Annotated in this window: 16 protein-coding genes and 2 riboswitches; of the genes, 9 read left to right on the forward strand and 7 right to left on the reverse strand. The window is 71.8% G+C overall.

Annotated elements, in window-relative coordinates; all coding sequences use genetic code 11:
- Positions 1–22: 22 nt before the first annotated feature.
- Positions 23–153: riboswitch (cobalamin riboswitch) on the reverse strand.
- Entirely contained in the window at positions 147–872 is a 726-nt protein-coding gene (locus J2X46_RS04475) for a nucleotidyltransferase domain-containing protein (protein ID WP_310247417.1), read from the reverse strand. Its footprint overlaps the riboswitch before it by 7 nt.
- Positions 873–909: 37 nt before the next feature.
- Between J2X46_RS04475 and J2X46_RS04480 the strand changes: the two genes are divergently transcribed.
- Positions 910–1,224 carry a hypothetical protein gene (locus J2X46_RS04480; RefSeq protein ID WP_310247419.1) on the forward strand — a complete coding sequence of 105 codons (315 nt, stop codon included), beginning with the start codon at positions 910–912 and terminating at the stop codon, positions 1,222–1,224.
- A gap of 69 nt (positions 1,225–1,293) precedes the next feature.
- Complete coding sequence (locus J2X46_RS04485) at positions 1,294–1,584, forward strand: hypothetical protein (protein WP_310247421.1); 291 nt, start codon at positions 1,294–1,296, stop codon at positions 1,582–1,584.
- Positions 1,585–1,645: 61 nt separating this feature from the next.
- Here J2X46_RS04485 and J2X46_RS04490 read toward each other — a convergent pair whose 3' ends face one another.
- Positions 1,646–2,461, reverse strand: coding sequence for a nitrite reductase (locus J2X46_RS04490; protein ID WP_310247422.1), 816 nt, complete (start codon positions 2,459–2,461; stop codon positions 1,646–1,648).
- A gap of 102 nt (positions 2,462–2,563) precedes the next feature.
- Positions 2,564–2,705, forward strand: a riboswitch (cobalamin riboswitch).
- 30 nt (positions 2,706–2,735) lie between these two features.
- On the opposite strand from J2X46_RS04490, the gene cobN reads away from it, so the two are divergent.
- The 3 genes from cobN (at position 2,736) to clpB (ending at position 10,039) form a co-directional block, all read left to right on the forward strand.
- Positions 2,736–6,431 (forward strand): cobaltochelatase subunit CobN, encoded by a 3,696-nt coding sequence (gene cobN, locus J2X46_RS04495; protein WP_310247423.1) that lies wholly within the window; start codon positions 2,736–2,738, stop codon positions 6,429–6,431.
- A complete protein-coding gene (gene cobF / locus J2X46_RS04500) occupies positions 6,428–7,168 on the forward strand; it encodes a precorrin-6A synthase (deacetylating) (RefSeq protein WP_310247426.1) in 741 nt (246 codons plus the stop codon). Before cobN ends, cobF begins: the two co-directional genes overlap by 4 nt.
- A 282-nt stretch (positions 7,169–7,450) precedes the next feature.
- Entirely contained in the window at positions 7,451–10,039 is a 2,589-nt protein-coding gene (gene clpB / locus J2X46_RS04505) for an ATP-dependent chaperone ClpB (protein WP_310247429.1), read from the forward strand.
- 83 nt (positions 10,040–10,122) lie between these two features.
- On the opposite strand, the gene J2X46_RS04510 is transcribed toward clpB, so the two are convergent.
- On the reverse strand, positions 10,123–10,584 hold the full coding sequence (locus J2X46_RS04510) for an oxidoreductase (protein WP_310247431.1): 462 nt from the start codon (positions 10,582–10,584) through the stop codon (positions 10,123–10,125).
- Between the two features lie 178 nt (positions 10,585–10,762).
- On the opposite strand from J2X46_RS04510, the gene J2X46_RS04515 reads away from it, so the two are divergent.
- Together J2X46_RS04515 and J2X46_RS04520 are read left to right on the forward strand one after the other, a co-directional pair.
- Complete coding sequence (locus J2X46_RS04515) at positions 10,763–11,740, forward strand: peptidoglycan-binding protein (RefSeq protein ID WP_310247434.1); 978 nt, start codon at positions 10,763–10,765, stop codon at positions 11,738–11,740.
- A 171-nt stretch (positions 11,741–11,911) separates the two neighbouring features.
- Positions 11,912–12,046: a hypothetical protein gene (locus J2X46_RS04520; RefSeq protein ID WP_310247436.1), complete on the forward strand. Its 135-nt coding sequence runs from the start codon at positions 11,912–11,914 to the stop codon at positions 12,044–12,046.
- Here the strand turns inward: J2X46_RS04520 and J2X46_RS04525 are convergent.
- A complete protein-coding gene (locus tag J2X46_RS04525; RefSeq protein WP_310247438.1) occupies positions 12,033–12,644 on the reverse strand; it encodes a TetR/AcrR family transcriptional regulator in 612 nt (203 codons plus the stop codon). The two genes, J2X46_RS04520 and J2X46_RS04525, sit on opposite strands and share 14 nt — an antisense overlap.
- Positions 12,645–12,727: 83 nt before the next feature.
- On the opposite strand from J2X46_RS04525, the gene J2X46_RS04530 reads away from it, so the two are divergent.
- Complete coding sequence (locus tag J2X46_RS04530; protein ID WP_310247441.1) at positions 12,728–14,251, forward strand: MFS transporter; 1,524 nt, start codon at positions 12,728–12,730, stop codon at positions 14,249–14,251.
- 108 nt (positions 14,252–14,359) lie between these two features.
- On the opposite strand, the gene J2X46_RS04535 is transcribed toward J2X46_RS04530, so the two are convergent.
- Genes J2X46_RS04535 through J2X46_RS04545 form a run of 3 tightly spaced genes read right to left on the reverse strand, consistent with a single transcriptional unit; the run spans position 14,360 to position 17,169 of the window.
- Positions 14,360–14,758 (reverse strand): hypothetical protein, encoded by a 399-nt coding sequence (locus J2X46_RS04535; RefSeq protein WP_310249165.1) that lies wholly within the window; start codon positions 14,756–14,758, stop codon positions 14,360–14,362.
- Between the two features lie 51 nt (positions 14,759–14,809).
- A complete protein-coding gene (locus J2X46_RS04540) occupies positions 14,810–16,222 on the reverse strand; it encodes an FAD-binding oxidoreductase (RefSeq protein ID WP_310247443.1) in 1,413 nt (470 codons plus the stop codon).
- Between the two features lie 23 nt (positions 16,223–16,245).
- A complete protein-coding gene (locus tag J2X46_RS04545; RefSeq protein ID WP_310247446.1) occupies positions 16,246–17,169 on the reverse strand; it encodes an AEC family transporter in 924 nt (307 codons plus the stop codon).
- 89 nt (positions 17,170–17,258) lie between these two features.
- Between J2X46_RS04545 and J2X46_RS04550 the strand changes: the two genes are divergently transcribed.
- On the forward strand, positions 17,259–18,185 hold the full coding sequence (locus J2X46_RS04550; RefSeq protein ID WP_310247447.1) for a 2-hydroxyacid dehydrogenase: 927 nt from the start codon (positions 17,259–17,261) through the stop codon (positions 18,183–18,185).
- Positions 18,186–18,269 lie beyond the last annotated feature (84 nt).

Here is an 18,269-nt window from a genome sequence, read left to right on the forward strand (position 1 = left end):
TCCTCGGGGTTCTCGCCCCTGGTCGGCAGGTACGCCGCGCGGACAGTGTCTGGCTTGTTTCCAGTCTGGAAACTGACAGTGGCGGAACCGCCCCGGACTCGCACCGGGTTCCTGCGTCGCGTGACGGGGGCAGCCTAGGGCACGCGTCAGTCCGGGATCGACGCCGTGAGACGGAAGCCGGACCACAGCCGACCGCCGACCCCGTCGAGGACCTCGTCCGCGAGATCGACGAGCGCGTCCGGATCGCCTGCGACTGCGGCGTGCAGCCCGTCGTGGAGACGCGAGGCGTACGTCGTACCGCGGGCGGCGTCGAGCGCCTCCACCTCGCGGACCAGCCACTTGCCCGTGCCTGACCACCAGCCTCCGCAGGCGAGCAGGAGCTCGGCTGTACCTCGCCACACGTCGATCGCAACGGCATCGACGACACCCGCCGAACCTCCGCCGGCGAGGTCGTCGAGCTGGTCGGTCAGCGAGTAGCGCTGGAAGGTCAGCTCCTCCGCGCTGAGGGGGTCGGGGCCGGCGGCCACCGCCGCTGCGCACTCCGCCCGGAGCGCGGTGCCGCCGTCGCCGGGCACGAGCGGGACGCCGGTCGACACCAGGCGCGCCATCGTCGGTCGTCGACGTGCCCGGTCCTTGGCGACGAAGTGACGGATCGACGACTCGGTGTGCACGAACAGCTCCACCGGCCAGCCTTCGTGCACGAGCGACTCGCGATAGGTCTCGGTCTCGTCGAGCAGGACGGTGATGTCGAGGTCGGACGTCTCCGTCGCGTTGCCGAGCACCACGGACCCGCCCAGCCACGCCTGCCGCGCTTCGGGGAAACGCTCGGCGATCAGCGAGCGGGCGGCGGTCTCGGCGTCGGGTCGGGTCACGGGGCCAGTCTCCATCGGGCGGTACGGTGCGGACGCCATGGACCCCGTCGACCGCACCGTCAAGCGGTTGGAGCGAGCCCAGCTCCTCCGCAGTGCGGTGCCCCTCATCGCAGCCGGCCTCGGCGTGGCCGGGCTCTATGCCTACCTCGCCGCGTCCAGCGGGCTCGGTGCGTTCTGGATCGGGCCGCCGCTCGCGCTCGCTGGCAGTGCCCTCGCGACGATCGGCTACCGCGGCCGGCTGCGCGAGATCCGCAGCCCGTCGCCGTCGACCGGACGGCACTATCCGTGGCTGTTCCTCGGGTGGGTCTGCGTCGTTGCCGGTGCGCTGGTCCCGCCCTACGCGCTCGCCTGAGGGTCGGCGGTTCCTGGGACGGCGCAGCGGGCGGGCCGCTAGCGTCGGCGCTCGATCACAGGGGGACGGATGGACGGACCGCTCAAGCGGACGATTGCGATGCTGCTTGCAGGCGGCGCCGCGCTCTTCGCCGTGGGGCTCGCGGTGCTGCTTCGGGAGTGGCTCGAGTCGGGCACCTACACGGTGGATTTCATGAGCGACGGGACGCCTCCTCCCGAGGTCGATGACTACCAGGTGGGCCTACCTGTCGTGTTCGTCCTCGGATGTGTCATGGCTCTGGGTGGCGTGATGTCGGCGCTGACGGGTGCCGTGGCGGCGGGCGTGTGGCTCGGGAGCCAGCGCCGGGACGACCAGGGCTGAGGGGTTTCGAGGCTCGCTTCGCTCGCACCTCAACCAGCGGTGGTCGCTCGCGCCTCGGCGACTACTCGACCACCTGCAGGAGTGACTTCCACGGGGTGACGACGAGGTGCTCGGCGAGGCCGTCGAGGAAGCCGCGGTCGAGGACTCCGTCGGGGACCTCGAGGTGGGTGATGCCCTCCGCCACGTCGCCGTACGACGGCGGGGTGCTCGCGGCGGGTAGGTGCGGGTTGGCGTCGTGCGACGCGGGCGGGACGGGGAGCTCGTCGACGTGCCAGGCGGTGTCGCGGACCTGCTGGAAGGCGCGGGCGAGACCGGTGAGTCGGGCGGCTGCCTCGTGCAGCGGGACGACCGGACCCCAGTGGGTGCTGCCGATCCGCAGCTGGACCGTCTCCGCGTCGAGGGCGACGAGGCCGAGGTCGCACGAGCGATCGACGAGGTCGCCGCGCCCGTCGTCGAGGACGAGGAGGAAGCGGCCCGGGAGCTTCGCGAGCGACGGGGTCGCGCAGATGCGCTCGTCGAGCTCGGCGGTCACCGGGCGGAGGTCGGCGCGGCCGCCGTGGAGGCCGGTCAGCGGCGAGACGAGGATGTTGCGGACCAGCTCGTGGTCGGGGTGGGGGAGCAGACCGGTCGCGCGGATCGCCTCGACGACCTCGGCTGGCACGGCTCCGTCGACGAGAGGCAGGGCGCGGACCTGGAGGTTGGCCCGCTTGGTGAGGTGGACCCGGCCGTCGCCGTGCTGCTCCGCGACATCGACCAACGAGAGAAGCGTGGTGCGCGAGACGTGGCCACCGGGGATGCGGAGGCGGACCAGGGCTCCGTCGTCGGCCGGCCACGGACGGAAGACGCCCGGGCACAGGTCGCCTCGGGTCCGCTCCATGGGTCGAAGGATGGCACGGCCTGGGTTTCGACACGCTCGCTGGCGCTCGCTGCTCAACCGGCGGGGGAGAGGGGTCTCGATACGCCGCTCGTCCCTCGCGGCTACTCGACCACCGATGTGGGTAGGCTGCGCGAGCCACCTGCGTGGAACCCAGGAACCCGGTGTGAGTCCGGGGCGGTTCCGCCACTGTGAGGGCCCAGCAATGGGCTCGAGCCAGACACTGGACCACGCGGGATCCGACAAACGAGGGGCGAGAACCCCGCGGGAGGAAACCGTGCGCATCGCACTCCTGTCCACGTCCGACACCGACCTGCTGAGCGCGCGGGCGTCCGGCGCCGACTACGTCCTCGCCAACCCGGCGCGGCCCGGCCACCAGTCGATGGCCGAGGTCATCGAGGGCTGCGACCTCGTGGTCGGCCGACTGCTCGGCTCGCCGCAGGACCTGTGCTCCGGGTTCGCGCGCGTCGCCGCGACCGGCAAGCCCGTCGTCGTGCTCGGCGGCGAGCAGTCGCCGAGCGCCGAGCTGATGGAGCTGTCGTCGGTGCCGATGGGCGTCGCGGCCGAGGCCCACCGCTACCTCGCCGAGGGCGGTCCGGAGAACCTCCGCCAGCTCCACGCCTTCCTCTCCGACACGGTGCTGCTGACCGGGGAGGGCTTCGAGCCGCCGAAGGTGCTGCCGCAGTGGGGGTTCGCGGAGGGAGCGGGTCTCGATACGCCGCCTCGTTCCTCGGCGGCTACTCGACCGGCTATGGAGAAGGCTCGGATCGGGGTGCTCTACTACCGCGCCCACGAGGCGAGCGGGAACACCGCCTTCGCGCACGCGCTGGCCGACGCCATCGATGCGACGGGCGACGCCGTCGGGGTGCCGATCTTCGCGGGCTCCCTGCGGGCCGCGCCCGACGAGCTGTACGACGCCTTCGGCACGCTCGACGCGCTCATCGTCACGGTCCTCGCGGCCGGCGGCAGCACGCCGGCGGGCGCGAGCGCCGGTGGGGACGACGAGTCGTGGGACGTCGCGCGGATGTCCGCGCTCGACATCCCGATCATCCAGGGCCTGTGCCTGACGAGCAGCCGTGCGGAGTGGGAGGAGTCGGACGACGGCGTCAGCCCGCTCGACTCGGCGACCCAGATCGCGATCCCGGAGTTCGACGGCCGCATCATCACCGCGCCGTTCTCCTTCAAGGAGGTCGACGCCGACGGCCTGCCCCACTACGTCGCCGACCCCGAGCGGTGCGCACGCGTCGCCGGCATCGCGGTCCGCCACGCGCGCCTGCGCCGGATACCGAACGCCGAGAAGCGGCTCGCCCTCGTGCTGTCGGCGTACCCCACCAAGCACGCGCGCATCGGCAACGCCGTCGGCCTCGACACCCCCGTCTCCGCGATCCGGATGCTGCAGCGGCTGCGCGCGGAGGGGTACGACCTCGGCGACGGCAACGTCGTCACCGACATCCTGGACGGTCTCGATACACCGTCGCTCGTTCCTCGCGACGGCTACTCGACCAACGAGAGTGCGGCGGGCGACGCGCTGATCCATGCGCTCATCGCCGCGGGCGGGCAGGACGAGGAGTGGCTGACGCACGCGCAGCTGGCCGACGCGCACGTCCGGATCACGAAGGAGCAGTACGCCGACTGGACCCGCGACCTGCCCGAGGACCTGAAGGCCGACATGGTCGAGGCCTGGGGCGAGGCGCCCGGCGAGCTGTTCGTCAACGACCAGAACGAGCTCGTGCTCGCGACCGTGCGCGCAGGCAACGTGGTGCTGCTCATCCAGCCGCCGCGCGGCTTCGGCGAGAACCCGATCGCGATCTACCACGACCCCGACCTGGCGCCGACGCACCACTACCTCGGCGCCTACCGCTGGCTGGAGCACGGCTTCAAGGCCGACGCGGTGGTGCACCTCGGCAAGCACGGCTCGCTCGAGTGGCTGCCCGGCAAGAACGCTGCGCTGTCGGCGAGCTGCGGCACGGATGCGGCGCTCGGCAACCTGCCGATGGTCTACCCGTTCCTCGTCAACGACCCCGGCGAGGGCGCGCAGGCCAAGCGCCGCGCGCACGCCACGATCGTCGACCACCTCGTGCCGCCGATGGCGCGCGCGGAGTCCTACGGCGACATCGCCCGCCTCGAGCAGCTCCTCGACGAGCACGCCAACATCGCCGCGATGGACCCGGCCAAGCTGCCGGCGATCCGCGGCGAGATCTGGCAGCTGATGCACGCCGCCGAGATGCACCGCGACCTCGGGCTCGACGAGCAGCCCGACGCGGAGGACTTCGACGACTTCATCATGCACGTCGACGGCTGGCTCTGTGAGATCAAGGACGCCCAGATCCGCGACGGGCTGCACGTGCTCGGTGAGGCACCCGCCGGCGAGGCGCGGGTGAACCTCGTGCTGTCGATCCTGCGCGCTGCCCAGGTCTTCGGCGGGCAGGCGCAGGCGGTGCCGGGGCTGCGGAGCGCGCTGGGCCTGGGTCTCGATACGACCCCTCGTTCCTCGGTGTCTACTCGACCAGCTGAGGTGGAGACGACCGTGGAGACCGACCGCGTCGAGGCGATCGCGCGCGACCTGGTCGAGCAGATGGACAAGGCCGACTGGGACGTCGCGCGGGCGAAGGAGCTGCACGACGACCCGGAGGTCCAGCGGGTGCTGGAGTTCGCGGCCACCCAGGTCGTACCCAGGCTCGCGCGCACCACCGACGAGCTGGACGCCGTGATCCACGCGCTCGACGGAGGCTTCATCGCCGCGGGTCCGTCGGGCTCGCCGCTGCGCGGCCTGGTCAACGTGCTGCCGACCGGCCGCAACTTCTACACCGTCGACCCGCGCGCGGTCCCGTCGCGCCTGGCGTGGCAGACCGGCCAGGCGATGGCCGAGTCGCTCGTCGCGAAGTACGTCGACGAGACCGGAACGTATCCCCAGTCCGTAGGGCTCTCGGTGTGGGGGACGAGCGCGATGCGCACGAGCGGCGACGACATCGCCGAGGTGCTCGCGCTGATGGGCGTTCGCCCGGCGTGGGACGAGGGGTCACGCCGGGTGAACGACCTGCAGGTCATCCCGCTCGACGAGCTCGGCCGCCCGCGCATCGACGTCACGGTCCGGATCTCCGGCTTCTTCCGCGACGCCTTCCCGCACGTGGTCGCGATGCTCGACGACGCCGTACGCCTGGTGGCGGGCCTCGACGAGCCCGACGAGCAGAACTACGTCCGCGCCCACGCGCGCGCCGACCTCGCCGAGCACGGCGACGAGCGGCGCGCGACGACGCGCATCTTCGGCTCCAAGCCGGGGTCGTACGGCGCCGGGATCCTGCAGGTCGTCGAGTCGGGCAACTGGCGGGGCGACGACGACCTCGCCGAGGTCTACACGTCGTGGGGCGGTTTCGCCTACGGTCGCGACCTCGACGGCGCGCCGGCCGCCGACGACATGCGCACCAACTACAAGCGGATCAAGGTCGCCGCCAAGAACGTCGACACCCGCGAGCACGACATCGCCGACAGCGACGACTACTTCCAGTACCACGGCGGCATGGTCGCGACCGTGCGCGCGCTGACCGGCAGTGACCCGAAGGCCTATGTCGGCGACTCGACCACGCCCGACGCGGTGCGCACCCGCACGCTGCAGGAGGAGACCAACCGCGTCTTCCGCGCCCGCGTGGTCAACCCGCGGTGGATCGGTGCGATGCAGCGCCACGGCTACAAGGGCGCCTTCGAGCTCGCCGCCACCGTCGACTACCTCTTCGGCTTCGACGCCACCGCAGGCGTCGTGCACGACTGGATGTACGAGTCGCTGGCCAAGGAGTACGTCCTCGACGAGACCAACCAGCAGTTCCTGCGTACGTCGAACCCGTGGGCGCTGCGGGGCATCGTCGAGCGGCTGCACGAGGCCGCCGACCGCGGGCTCTGGGAGTCGCCCGACGCCGACGTGATGGCCGCGCTCCAGCAGGTCTACCTCGACGTCGAGGGCGAGCTGGAGGACCGATGATCGAGGCCGGTGCGGCCACCCGCGTGCGGGTCGTCGGGATCGGCTGCCACCCCGGGCAGCTGACCGGCGAGGCCCGCGAGGCGATCGCGGGCTGCGACTACGTCATCGCCGCCGACAAGGGGCCCGGCGACCCGCTGCTCGCCCTCCGCCGGGCGATCTGCGACGACCTCGGCGTCGAGCTGGTCGCCGTACCGGATCCGCCACGGGACCGCGACGACCCGGCCGACTACGACGGTGCCGTCCTCGACTGGCACGACGCGCGGGCGGCGGCGTACGGCTCCGTGATCGCCTCACGCCCCGGCACGGTCGGCTTCCTCGTGTGGGGCGACCCGGCGTTCTACGACTCGACGATCCGCGTGGTCGACCGCCTGGCTGTCGAGAGGGGCCTGGAGTACGACGTGCTGCCCGGTGTCTCCGCGCTCTCGCTCCTCGCGGCCCGGCACCGGGTCGTGCTCCACGAGGTCGGCCGGCCGGTGCTGGTGACGACGGGGCGCCGGCTCGCCGACGAGGTGGCCGCCGGGCACGACAACCTCGTCGTGATGCTCGACGGCCGGCTCCAGGCCACGACGCTCGAGGGGGAGTGGGACATCTGGTGGGGCGCCAACCTCGGCAGCCCCCACGAGGAGCTCGTCTCCGGGCGGCTGACGTCCGTAGTCGGTGACATCCAGGTCGCCCGCGCCCGGGCCAAGGACGCCGACGGCTGGGTGATGGACACCTACCTCTTGCGCCGGCGCTGATCGAGCCACCCTCAACCGCCAAGGGGGCGGGGCCGAACTTTGCGCCGGATCGCTGGGACACGCGGTGCGCGTCCGACGACACGCCGCGACATCGTCTCGGGACGGTCGAGAACTGGGCCCCGCCGGTTGGTCATCGTGGTTTCGAGGCTCGCTGCGCTCGCACCTCAACCACCGAGTGAGAGCCGACGAAATTCTCAAAGTTGAGGGGAATCGACTCAACTTCTGGCGCGTTGAACCAGTGTCGACCACAGTGGTCACACGCGCAGACATGGAGGAGATGAGTTGAGCACGTTCGGTGCCGAGAAGTTCACCACCCGCAGCCGCGAGGTCATCGAGGCTGCCCAGCTGGCCGCCACCACGGGCGGCAACAGCAACACCGAGCCCATCCACCTGCTCGTCGCCCTGCTCAAGCAGGAGGACGGCACCAGTCGGAGCCTCGTGCAGAAGGCGGGCGTCGACCCGGCGACGCTGCTCGCCAAGGCGGAGGGCGTCCAGCAGCAGCTGCCGCGCGCCACCGGCTCGACCGTCCAGCAGCCCAGCGCGTCGGCGTCGCTGACCCGCGTGCTCGCGAGCTCGCTCGACCTGGCCGGGTCGATGAAGGACGACTTCGTCGCCACCGACCACCTGCTCGTCGCCATCGCGACCGTCGAGTCGCCGGCGCAGAAGGTGCTGCTCGACGCCGGCCTCACCGCCGAGGGCCTGCGGGAGGCCATCACGGCCGTCCGCGGCAACCGTCGCGTGACCAGCGAGGCCGCCGAGGCGTCGTACGAGTCGCTGGAGAAGTACTCCGTCGACCTCACCCAGGCCGCCGAGGACGGGCGCCTCGACCCGGTCATCGGGCGTGACGCCGAGATCCGCCGCGTGATCCAGGTGCTGTCGCGGCGCACGAAGAACAACCCCGTCCTCATCGGTGAGCCCGGCGTCGGCAAGACCGCCGTCGTCGAGGGCCTCGCCCAGCGCGTCGTCGCCGGCGACGTGCCCGACTCCCTCAAGGGCCGTCGGGTGCTGAGCCTCGACCTCGCGGCGATGGTCGCCGGCGCGAAGTACCGCGGCGAGTTCGAGGAGCGGCTCAAGGCCGTCCTCGAGGAGATCAAGGACGCCGGCGGGCAGGTCATCACCTTCATCGACGAGCTGCACACGGTCGTCGGCGCGGGGGCCGGCGGCGACTCCGCGATGGACGCCGGCAACATGCTCAAGCCGATGCTCGCCCGCGGTGAGCTCCACATGATCGGCGCGACCACGCTCGACGAATACCGCGAGCGCATCGAGAAGGACCCGGCCCTCGAGCGCCGCTTCCAGCAGGTCTTCGTCGGCGAGCCCTCGGTCGAGGACACCATCCAGATCCTGCGCGGCATCCAGGAGAAGTACGAGGCGCACCACGGCGTCCGCATCACCGACGCCGCGCTCGTCGCCGCCGCCACGCTGTCCGACCGCTACATCACCGGCCGCCAGCTCCCCGACAAGGCGATCGACCTCATCGACGAGGCGTCGTCACGGCTGCGCATGGAGCACGAGTCCTCCCCCGAGGAGATCGACCAGCTCCGTCGCCAGGTCGAGCGCCTCAAGATGGAGGAGTTCGCGCTCGCGAAGGAGACCGACGCGGCCTCCGTCGAGCGGCTCGACGCGCTGCGCAAGGACCTCGCCGACAAGGAGGAGGAGCTGCGCGGGCTCGAGAGCCGCTGGGAGCGCGAGAAGGACCAGCTCCAGGGCGAGGGCGAGCTGCGCCGCCAGCTCGACGCGCTCAAGATCGAGGCCGACAAGAAGCTGCGCGAGGGCGACCTCGCGGGGGCGAGCGAGATCCAGTACGGCAAGATCCCCGAGCTCGAGCAGCAGATCACCGAGGTCGAGAAGGCCGAGGCCGTCGACCTCGAGCCGCTGGTCGGCGAGGAGGTCGGCGCCGAGCAGATCGCCGACGTCGTCGAGGCCTGGACCGGCATCCCCACCGGCAAGATGCTGCAGGGGGAGACCGCCAAGCTCCTCGAGATGGAGTCGGTCATCGGCGAGCGGCTGATCGGGCAGCGCGAGGCCGTCACCGCGGTCTCCGATGCCGTACGACGCTCGCGCGCCGGCATCGCCGACCCCAACCGGCCGACCGGCTCGTTCCTCTTCCTCGGCCCGACGGGCACGGGCAAGACCGAGCTCGCCAAGTCGCTCGCGGACTTCCTCTTCGACGACGAGCGGGCGATCGTCCGCATCGACATGAGCGAGTACAGCGAGAAGCACTCGGTCTCACGGCTCGTCGGTGCGCCTCCCGGCTACGTCGGCTACGACGAGGGCGGCCAGCTCACCGAGGCCGTGCGGCGGCGCCCCTACAGCGTCGTACTGCTCGACGAGGTGGAGAAGGCGCACCCCGAGGTCTTCGACATCCTGCTGCAGGTGCTCGACGACGGGCGGCTGACCGACGGCCAGGGCCGCACGGTCGACTTCCGCAACACGCTGCTGATCCTGACGTCCAACCTCGGCTCGAACTTCCTGGTCGACCCGAGCCTGATGCCCGACACCAAGAAGCAGTCGGTGATGGGCGTCGTGCGGGCGCACTTCAAGCCGGAGTTCCTCAACCGGCTCGACGAGGTCGTGATGTTCGAGGCCCTGTCCAAGGACGACCTCGCCCACATCGTCGACCTGCAGCTCGCGCTGCTGGAGAAGCGCCTCGCGGTGCGGCGGATCACCATCTCGGTGACCGATGCGGCTCGCGCCTGGCTCTCCGAGACGGGGTACGACCCGGCCTACGGCGCCCGCCCGCTGCGGCGGCTGATCCAGTCCGCGATCGGCGACCCGCTCGCGCGGATGCTGATCGGCGGCGAGGTCACCGACGGCGGCTCGGTCACCGTCGACACCGGCGAGGACGGGCTCACGCTGCTCGCCGGCTGATCGCCGCGAACCCCCCTGTAACGCCGGGTTAGCCCAACTACCCACCCCCATGCATCACGGTGGGTACAGGCACTAACCCGGCGTTACATGAGGACTGGGCCGTCCCAGTCCCAGTGGGGGAGCGGGAGGTCGTCGGGGACGTCGTCGCTCGAACGACCCCAGGCCTGGAACGGGCCGGTCGCGGCCCAGGTGACGTAGTCGGTGATGGCCCGACGAACAGCCGGGTCCTCGGGCACTCCGGCCTCGTCGAACGACGCGACCACGCACTGCACGAAGCGCGGGCTGGCCTCGACGGTGTACTCCGCCTCACCGGCGTGAAGCCGCTGCACGTGGGACTCGCTGCCGCCCCACTCGGTGGTGTACGACGGCGGCCCGCCGAGTGCCTCGGCCCAGTAGGCGGCCAGTCGCTCGGTGTGGTCGGGCTGGTTGTCGGCGTGGGAGAACGGGTGGTTGAGCAGGTCGTCGGCCAGGCAGCGCTGGTGGGTCGCCTCGGCCAGCCGGACGAAGACCTCGAGCCCGCCGGCCGCCTCGTAGATCGTGGGCATGCTCCGATCGTCGTACGTCCGGGCTGCGAGCGGAAGGCGAGTGGTTTCGAGGCTCGCTGCGCTCGCACCTCAACCAGCAAGGTGCGACGCGCCTTGACCGTTCGCGCAGGGCGGGGCAGGGTCGTGCGCACGCGCCGGGCCTCTCGGGATGGACCGGCACTTCTCTCGGGAGCTCCACATGCACCGTTCGACCCTGCCTGCGCGCCGCCGCGCGTGGCGTACTCCTCTTGCCGCGCTGGTTGCCCTGCTGGTCGCCGCGTCCATGCTCCTCGCGGCCGCGCCGGCCCAGGCGGCCAGCGCCTGGCCGATCACCAAGGCCGGCCAGCCGCGCAACAACAACGCGATGACCCTCCAGCACCTCCTCACCTCGCGCGGCTACCCGACCACCGCGGACGGCGCCTTCGGCAGCGGGACCACTGCGAACCTGAAGTCGTTCCAGTCGGCGCAGGGCATCTCGCCCGTCGACGGCATCGCGGGCAGCGGCACGTGGCCGCGGCTGGTCGTGACGGTCAGCCAGGGCTCGGCTGACGCCAACGCGGTGAAGGCCGCGCAGACGCAGCTCAACAAGTACGGCGCCAACCTCGTCGTGGACGGCGTCTTCGGCTCCGGCACCCGCGCATCGGTCGTGTCCTTCCAGGCCAACCGCGGCCTGCCGCAGACCGGCACCGTCGACACCGAGACCTGGCAGGAGCTGCTCGGCTGGAGCCAGACCTACGACCAGACGCTCTGCTACTCCACCGGCGGCTCGACCGCCTCGTCGCTCTCGACGGCGCAGGTCGCCAACGTGCAGTCGATCCTCACCGCCACCCGCGGCGCCGGCGGCAACCGCAACGCGCAGATCATCGCGCTGATGACGGCGATGCAGGAGTCCAAGTTCTGCAACATCCAGTTCGGCGACCGCGACTCGCTCGGGCTGTTCCAGCAGCGGCCGAGCCAGGGCTGGTGCTCCGGAGGGACGGCCTGCGTCAACCCGACGTACGCCACCCAGGGCTTCCTCGGCGTCTCGGCGTACACCAGCAACCGTGGGCTGTTCGACGTCTCCGGCTGGGAGACGATGAGCAAGACCCTGGCCACCGACGCGGTGCAGCGCTCGTGCTGTCCGAACGCCTACGCGCAGTGGGAGTCGATGGCCACGACGCTGGCCGACACGTACTGATGTGCGGGCCGGCCGCGTCGTAGACCGTGGGCATCCTCCGAACGTCGTACGAATTTCATCCCTTGGTCGAGGGTCTGCGCGCGCGGCTTGACCCTCCGCCGGAGGTCGCGGCAGGGTCGAGAGCACGCGCCCGGTCTGACCGAGGCCGGGCCTTCTCTCGGGGGTTCCACCATGAACGGTCCTGGTTCGCTGCGCCCGCTGCTCAAGCTCTTCGGAGCCGTGCTGGCCGTCCTCCTCGCGATGGGCGCCGTGGCCACCGCGGCGCCCACGCAGGCGGCGGGACCGGCCTTCTCTAGCGGCGGGTGAGACCGCGCTCGACGGTGGTGAGCAGCTTCTCCATGACCCCGGAGCGCTCCTCCTGGGTAAGGTCGCGCAGGGGGCCGTCGATCATCAGCACGGACAGTCCGTGCACCGCCGCCCAGCAGGCGGCGTCCGCGCCGACCCGGTCGGCGGGGGTGACCGCGCCCGCCTCGACGAGCTCGTCGAGCACGCTGCCCAGGAGCAGGTAGGCGCCGGCGTCCTCCTTCGAGTGCGGGCCGGACTCGAGCGGGCAGAAGGCGACGTGGAAGAGCCCCGGCTCGGCCACCGCGAACTCGATGTAGCCGCGCCCGGTCGCGCGGAGCCGGGCCGCGGCACGGCGGGCAGGGTCGGTCTCGTCGACCTCGTCGAGGCGGGTGCGCATCGCGCGCTCGAGGTGGTCGGCGGCGACGGCGGCGATCTCGCCGAGCAGCTCGTCGCGGTCGGCGAAGTGGCGGTAGGCCGCGTTGTGCGAGACGCCGGTGCGCCGGGCGACCTCGCGCAGCACCACGCCCTCGGGCCCTGACGCCCGCGCCAGCTCGGCGCCCGAGTCCACGAGCGCCTGCCGCAGGTTGCCGTGGTGATAGGGCTTCTCGGTCGTCGGCACGGGACCATTCTACTGCTCGATGTTGACAGCGGTCACATTGCGTGTCACCTTGATGTTGTCACTGTCCACATAAGGGGAACGTCATGCGCTCCAAGCTCCCGGTCCTGCTCACGGTCTGCGCGGCCGTGCTCGCCATCAACCTCGACACCACGATCGTCAACGTGGCCCTGCCGAGCATCTCCACCGACCTCGACGCCGGCACCCGTGCGCTGCAGTGGATCGTCGACGGCTACAACCTGGCCTTCGCCGCCCTCGTGCTCGCCGCGGGCAGCCTCTCCGACCGCTACGGCCGGCGCCCGGCCCTGATCCTCGGCCTGCTCGGCTTCGCTGCCGCCAGCACCGTCGGCGCGCTGGTCGACTCCGCCGGCGCGCTCGTCGCGGCCCGGGTGGCGATGGGCGCCGCCGCGGCAGTCATCTTCCCGACCACGCTCTCGATCATCAGCAACACCTTCCGCGAGCGCCGCGAGCGCGCTGCCGCCCTGGGCATCTGGGGCGCCGTCGTCGGCATCGGTGTCGCGGCCGGCCCCGTGACCGGCGGACTGCTGCTCGAGCACTTCGCCTGGGGCAGCGTCTTCTGGGCGCTCGTCCCGCTCGCGGTGGTGACGGCAGGAGCGGCGTACGTCCTGGTGCCCGAGTCGCGCGACCCGTCGGTCCCGCGCCTCGACCTCCCGGGTCTCGCGCTGTCCGTGGCGATGCTCAGCACTCTGGTGCTCACCATCATCGAGGCACCCGAGCAGGGCTGGAGCTCCCCGGAGATCATCGGCGGCTTCGTGCTGAGCGCCGTCCTCCTGCTGGGCTTCGTCGCCGTCGAGCGCCGCGCCGAGCACCCGATGCTCGACCTCAGCCTCTTCCGCGACCGCCGGTTCAGCGCCGCGAGCGGCGCGGTGACGGTCACCTTCTTCGCGCTGTTCGGCTTCATCTTCCTGATCACGCAGTACTTCCAGTTCGTCCGCGGCTACGGCACCCTCTCGACCGGCGCGCGGATCCTCCCGGTCGCGCTGTCGATCGCCGTCGCGTCCGTCGTGGGCGCGATCCTCGCGCCGCGGATCGGCACCAAGGCCGTGGTCAGCACCGGGCTGCTGCTCTTCGGGTCGGCGTTCCTCTGGGTCTCAACGGTCAGCGTCGATGCGTCGTACGCCACCGTGATCGTGCCGCAGATGGTGCTGATGGGCCTCGGCATGGGCTTCATCTCGACGCCCGCCACGGAGTCGATCCTGCTGGTGCTGCCGCCGTCACGCGCCGGCGTCGGGTCGGCGGTCAACGACGCCACCCGCGAGCTCGGCGGGACGCTCGGCGTCGCGGTCGTCGGCTCGGTGTTCTCGAGCGTGTACGCCGCCCGGCTGGGCGACGGCACCTGGGCGCAGCTGCCGGGTGACGTGCTCGCCAGCGCGCAGGACTCCGTCGGGGCCGCCGCTGCGATCGCGGCCGGTCAGCCGGGGCTGGGGGATGGGTTCCAGGACGCCTTCATGAGCGGCCTGCACACCGGCAGCCTGGTCATCGGGCTGCTCTGCCTCGCCGGTGCGGTCGTCGGGCTCTTCGCCCTCCCGGGTCGGGGCACCCACGCCCCCGAGGACACGCTCGTGGACGCGGTGCCCGTCCCGGCCTGACCTTGCTGGTCGAGGTGTGAGGAGCGCCAGTGAGGAGCCTCGAAATTTATGGTGATCCACGTGGTTTCGAGGCTCGCTCCGCTCGCACCTCAACCACCGAGGGAGGGCCTACTCGCCGGCGTCGACCTCTTCGGTCTCGAGCTCCTCGGCGCGGGCGGGCTCCGCGCGTCGGCTCAGCCAGCCGCCGCCCCAGAGCGCGGCGAGGACGAGCACGGGCTGGAAGAAGAGCCGGATGAAGCGGGCGCGGTCGGTGTCGAGGCCGAAGGCGTCGGTGCCCTCGACGTACTGCGCGACGTTGCCCGGGAAGATCGCGACGAAGAAGGCCGCGAGCAGTGCGCCGATGGTGCGCCGGTGCTTGGGGAGCGCGACGAACGCCGCGCCCAGGCCGATCTCGACGACGCCCGACCCGAGGACGGTGAGGTCCTCGTCGACCGGGAACCAGTCGGGCACCTGGGCCTGGAACTCCTGGCGTTGCGTGGTCAGGTGCAGCACGCCCGCACCCACCATGAAGGAGCCGAGCAGGACGCGTCCGAGGGTCTGTGCCTTCACGCTCCCACCCTAGTCAGGTGGCAGGAGCACGCCCGGGTTCATCAGCCCGTCGGGGTCCAGCGCCCGCTTCACCGCGCGCATCAGGTCCACCTCCACCGCCGACTTGTACGACGCTGCTGCCGCCGCCTTCGTCCGTCCGAGGCCGTGCTCGGCGCTGATGGAGCCGTGGGCCGCGGCGACCGAGTCGTAGATCGCCGTAGAGAGGTCGGCGGCCGCGGCGCGGAGGTCGTCGTCGCCACCCGCGGGAGCGTTGAGGTTGTAGTGCAGGTTGCCGTCGCCGACGTGGCCGTAGGTCACCGACCGCACGCCGGGGAGGATCTCCTGGAGCTGCGGGCCCATCGCGACGGTCCACTCGGCGAGGTCGGCGATCGGCAGCGTGACGTCCTGCTTCAGCGTCGCGCCCTCGACCTTCTGGACCTCGGAGATCCCTTCCCGCAGTGCCCAGAGCGCGGACCGCTGGGCGGGGCTGCCGGCGATCGCGGCGTCGGCAGCGAGCCCGTCCTCGACCGCGGCGCCGAGCACGGCCTCGAGGGCCTCGTCGAGCCCGTCGTCGGTCTCCGAGCCGGCGAGCTCGACCAGGACGTACCACTCACTGGGCTCCGCGAGCGGGTCGACGGCGCCGGGCAGGTGGGCGAGGACGAGGTCGATGGCCTGCCGGTTGGCGATCTCGAACGTCGAGAGGTGGACCCCGGCGTGCTGCTGCGCGAGAGCGAGCAGCGAGACCGCGGCCGCGACGGACGGCACGGCGACCCACGCCGTCGCGTGGCGCGGCGTCGGCGGGAAGAGCCGCAGGATCGCGCCGGTGATGACGCCGAGGGTGCCTTCCGAGCCGACGAACAGCTGGGTCAGGTCGTAGCCGGTGTTGTCCTTGCGGAGCCCGCGCAGGCCGTCCCACACCCGGCCGTCGGGCAGCACGACCTCGAGGCCGAGCACCAGCTCGCGGGTCATGCCGTAGCGCAGCACTGCGGTGCCACCGGCGTTGGTGGCGAGGTTGCCGCCGATCGTGCAGCTGCCCTCCGAGCCCAGCGACATCGGGAAGAGCCGTCCGGCCTCGGCGGCCGCGGCCTGCACGTCGGCGAGCACGACGCCGGCGTCGACGGTGATCGTCCCGGCGACCGGGTCGACCGCGCGCACCGTGCGCATCCGGCCCAGCGACAGCACGACCTGGTCGCCGGAGGAGTCGGGCACGCCGCCGCCCACCAGTCCGGTGTTGCCGCCCTGCGGCACGATCGCCACCCCGGCCTCGTGGCACGCAGCCACGACGGCGGCCACCTCGGAGGTCGACGCCGGCCGCACGACCGCCAGTGCCTGCCCGGTGTGCACGCCCGTCCAGTCGACGACGAACGGAGCCACGTCCTCGTCGGACGTCATCACGTGGGCGTCGCCGACGGCGTCGCGCAGCCGGTCGAGCAGGTCGGTCACGGGTGTCTCCTCGGGGTGGGTGCTCAGCCGAGCACGACGGCGACCAGCAGGGCAATGGGCAGCGAGGCCAGCGTCGTGATCAGGATGGTCTCGCGGGCGACGTCCTCGCCGACGCGGTAGCGGGTGGCGTGCAGGAAGATGTTCTGCGCGGTCGGCAGCGCAGCGGTGATGACGACGCCGAGCAGCGCGCGCCCCTCGATGCCGAGGCCGACCGCGACGGCCCAGGCGATCACGGGCATCACGACCAGTTTGAGCACGCTGGCCAGCAGCACCTCACCGTTGTGGCCGGCCTTGCCGAGCGGCGGGCTCAACCTCAGTGCGGCGCCGTACGACATCAGCATCAGCGGGATCGCGGCCCCTGCCATCAGCTGGAGCGGGTCCTCGACGACGCGCGGGATCCGCCACCCCGTCACCGCGAGCACGACGCCGACGACGGCGGCGAGGGTGAGCGGGTTGGTGAAGAGCCGCTTCAGCGCGAACGCGATGCCCTCGCCGCGGCCGGTGATCCGGTCGAGCACGATCAGCGCGATCGGCTGGACCACCATCATCTGCACCAGCAGCGCGGGCACGACCACGGTGATGTCGCCGACGACGTAGGCCGCCATGGCGATGCCGAGGTTGCCGGCGTTGACGTAGGCCGAGGACAGGCCGCCGATCAGCAGCGGTCCGGTCGAGAGCCGCCAGCGCAGCCGCGCCAGGGCGACGTACGCCGCGAAGGAGGCGGCCAACGACACCGACGAGGCGACGAGGTTGGCGGCCGCCGACTCGAGGTGGACCTGGCTGATCGTGACGACCATCAGCGCGGGGGAGGCGACGAAGAAGGCGATCTCGCCGAGGGTGCGCTGCGAGCGGCGGTCCAGGACGCCGACGTGCGCGAGCGCGGCACCTGCTGCGATGACCACCAGGATGGTGGTGAAGCCGATCAGCAGGTCCATGTCGTGCTCCATGCTCCCAGTGGCCGATCCGCGGTCGCGCGCGGGTGTCCATGCCCGATCGGCAATGGACGATGCCCGGCGGCCGTCCCTAGCGTCGCGGCGTGAGTGAGTCGACGGTGGTCATGGTGGGGACGCTGCGTCCGGAGCTGGTGGCGCGGCTGGAGCAGGACTACGGAGCCCGCGAGCTGGCTGCCCTCTCTGCCGGCGAGGCGGCTCGCTCCCGGGTCGCGGTGACCAGCGGCGTCTGGGGCGTGCGCACCGAGCACCTCGACCGGCTGCCCGCCCTCGAGGCGGTCGTGAACTTCGGCGTCGGCTACGACGCGACCGACGTCGACGAGGCCGCGCGCCGCGGTGTCGTCGTGTCGAACACCCCCGACGTGCTGACCGACTGCGTCGCAGACGCGGCCGTCGGGCTGGTCATCGACGTGATGCGCGGGCTCTCCGCCGCCGACCGCTTCGTGCGTCGCGGCTTGTGGGAGTCGGGGAGTACGCCGCCGCTCGCCCGTCGAGTGTCGGGCTCGCGCGTCGGCATCGTCGGACTCGGCCGGATCGGGCTCGCGATCGCCCGTCGGTTGGAGGGCTTCGGCACCACGATCAGCTACCACAACCGGCGCGCCCGGACTGATGTGTCGTACGCCTACGCGCCCGACGTGGAGTCGCTCGCCCGGGGCTGCGACGTGCTCGTGCTGGCCGCCGCTGGAGGTGACGCGTCGCGGCACCTGGTCGACGCCACGGTGCTCGACGCCCTCGGCCCTCGCGGGTTCCTGGTCAACGTCGCCCGCGGCTCGGTGGTCGACGAGGCCGCTCTGGTCGCCGCTCTCGAGGAGGGCCGGATCGCCGGCGCCGGGCTCGACGTGTTCGCCTCGGAGCCCCACGTGCCGTCGGCGCTGCTCGGCCGCGACGACGTGGTCCTGCTGCCGCACATCGGCAGCGCGACCGTCGAGACCCGGCAGGCGATGGCCGACCTCGTGCTCGCCAACGTGGCGTCGTACCTCGACGAGGGACGGCTGCTGACGCCGGTCGGCTGACACGTCTGCTCCCTGGGGGTTGACGAACTTGTGTAATGAGTTGCAAACTCATCATACAAGTTCGTGACGACCCGAGGAACCCCC

The sequence above is a fragment of the Nocardioides sp. BE266 genome (assembly GCF_031457855.1).
Lineage (GTDB): Bacteria > Actinomycetota > Actinomycetes > Propionibacteriales > Nocardioidaceae > Nocardioides.

What these genes read in the sequence shown, in the direction of transcription:
- J2X46_RS04520 (WP_310247436.1), top strand. Translation starts at nt 11,912, where the DNA reads ATGAACGGTCCTGGTTCGCTGCGCCCGCTGCTCAAGCTCTTCGGAGCC.
- J2X46_RS04545 (WP_310247446.1), bottom strand. Translation starts at nt 17,169, where the DNA reads ATGGAGCACGACATGGACCTGCTGATCGGCTTCACCACCATCCTGGTG.
- J2X46_RS04510 (WP_310247431.1), bottom strand. Translation starts at nt 10,584, where the DNA reads ATGCCCACGATCTACGAGGCGGCCGGCGGGCTCGAGGTCTTCGTCCGG.
- J2X46_RS04535 (WP_310249165.1), bottom strand. Translation starts at nt 14,758, where the DNA reads ATGGTGGGTGCGGGCGTGCTGCACCTGACCACGCAACGCCAGGAGTTC.
- J2X46_RS04530 (WP_310247441.1), top strand. Translation starts at nt 12,728, where the DNA reads ATGCGCTCCAAGCTCCCGGTCCTGCTCACGGTCTGCGCGGCCGTGCTC.
- J2X46_RS04480 (WP_310247419.1), top strand. Translation starts at nt 910, where the DNA reads ATGGACCCCGTCGACCGCACCGTCAAGCGGTTGGAGCGAGCCCAGCTC.
- J2X46_RS04485 (WP_310247421.1), top strand. Translation starts at nt 1,294, where the DNA reads ATGGACGGACCGCTCAAGCGGACGATTGCGATGCTGCTTGCAGGCGGC.
- J2X46_RS04515 (WP_310247434.1), top strand. Translation starts at nt 10,763, where the DNA reads ATGCACCGTTCGACCCTGCCTGCGCGCCGCCGCGCGTGGCGTACTCCT.
- cobF (WP_310247426.1), top strand. Translation starts at nt 6,428, where the DNA reads ATGATCGAGGCCGGTGCGGCCACCCGCGTGCGGGTCGTCGGGATCGGC.
- J2X46_RS04490 (WP_310247422.1), bottom strand. Translation starts at nt 2,461, where the DNA reads ATGGAGCGGACCCGAGGCGACCTGTGCCCGGGCGTCTTCCGTCCGTGG.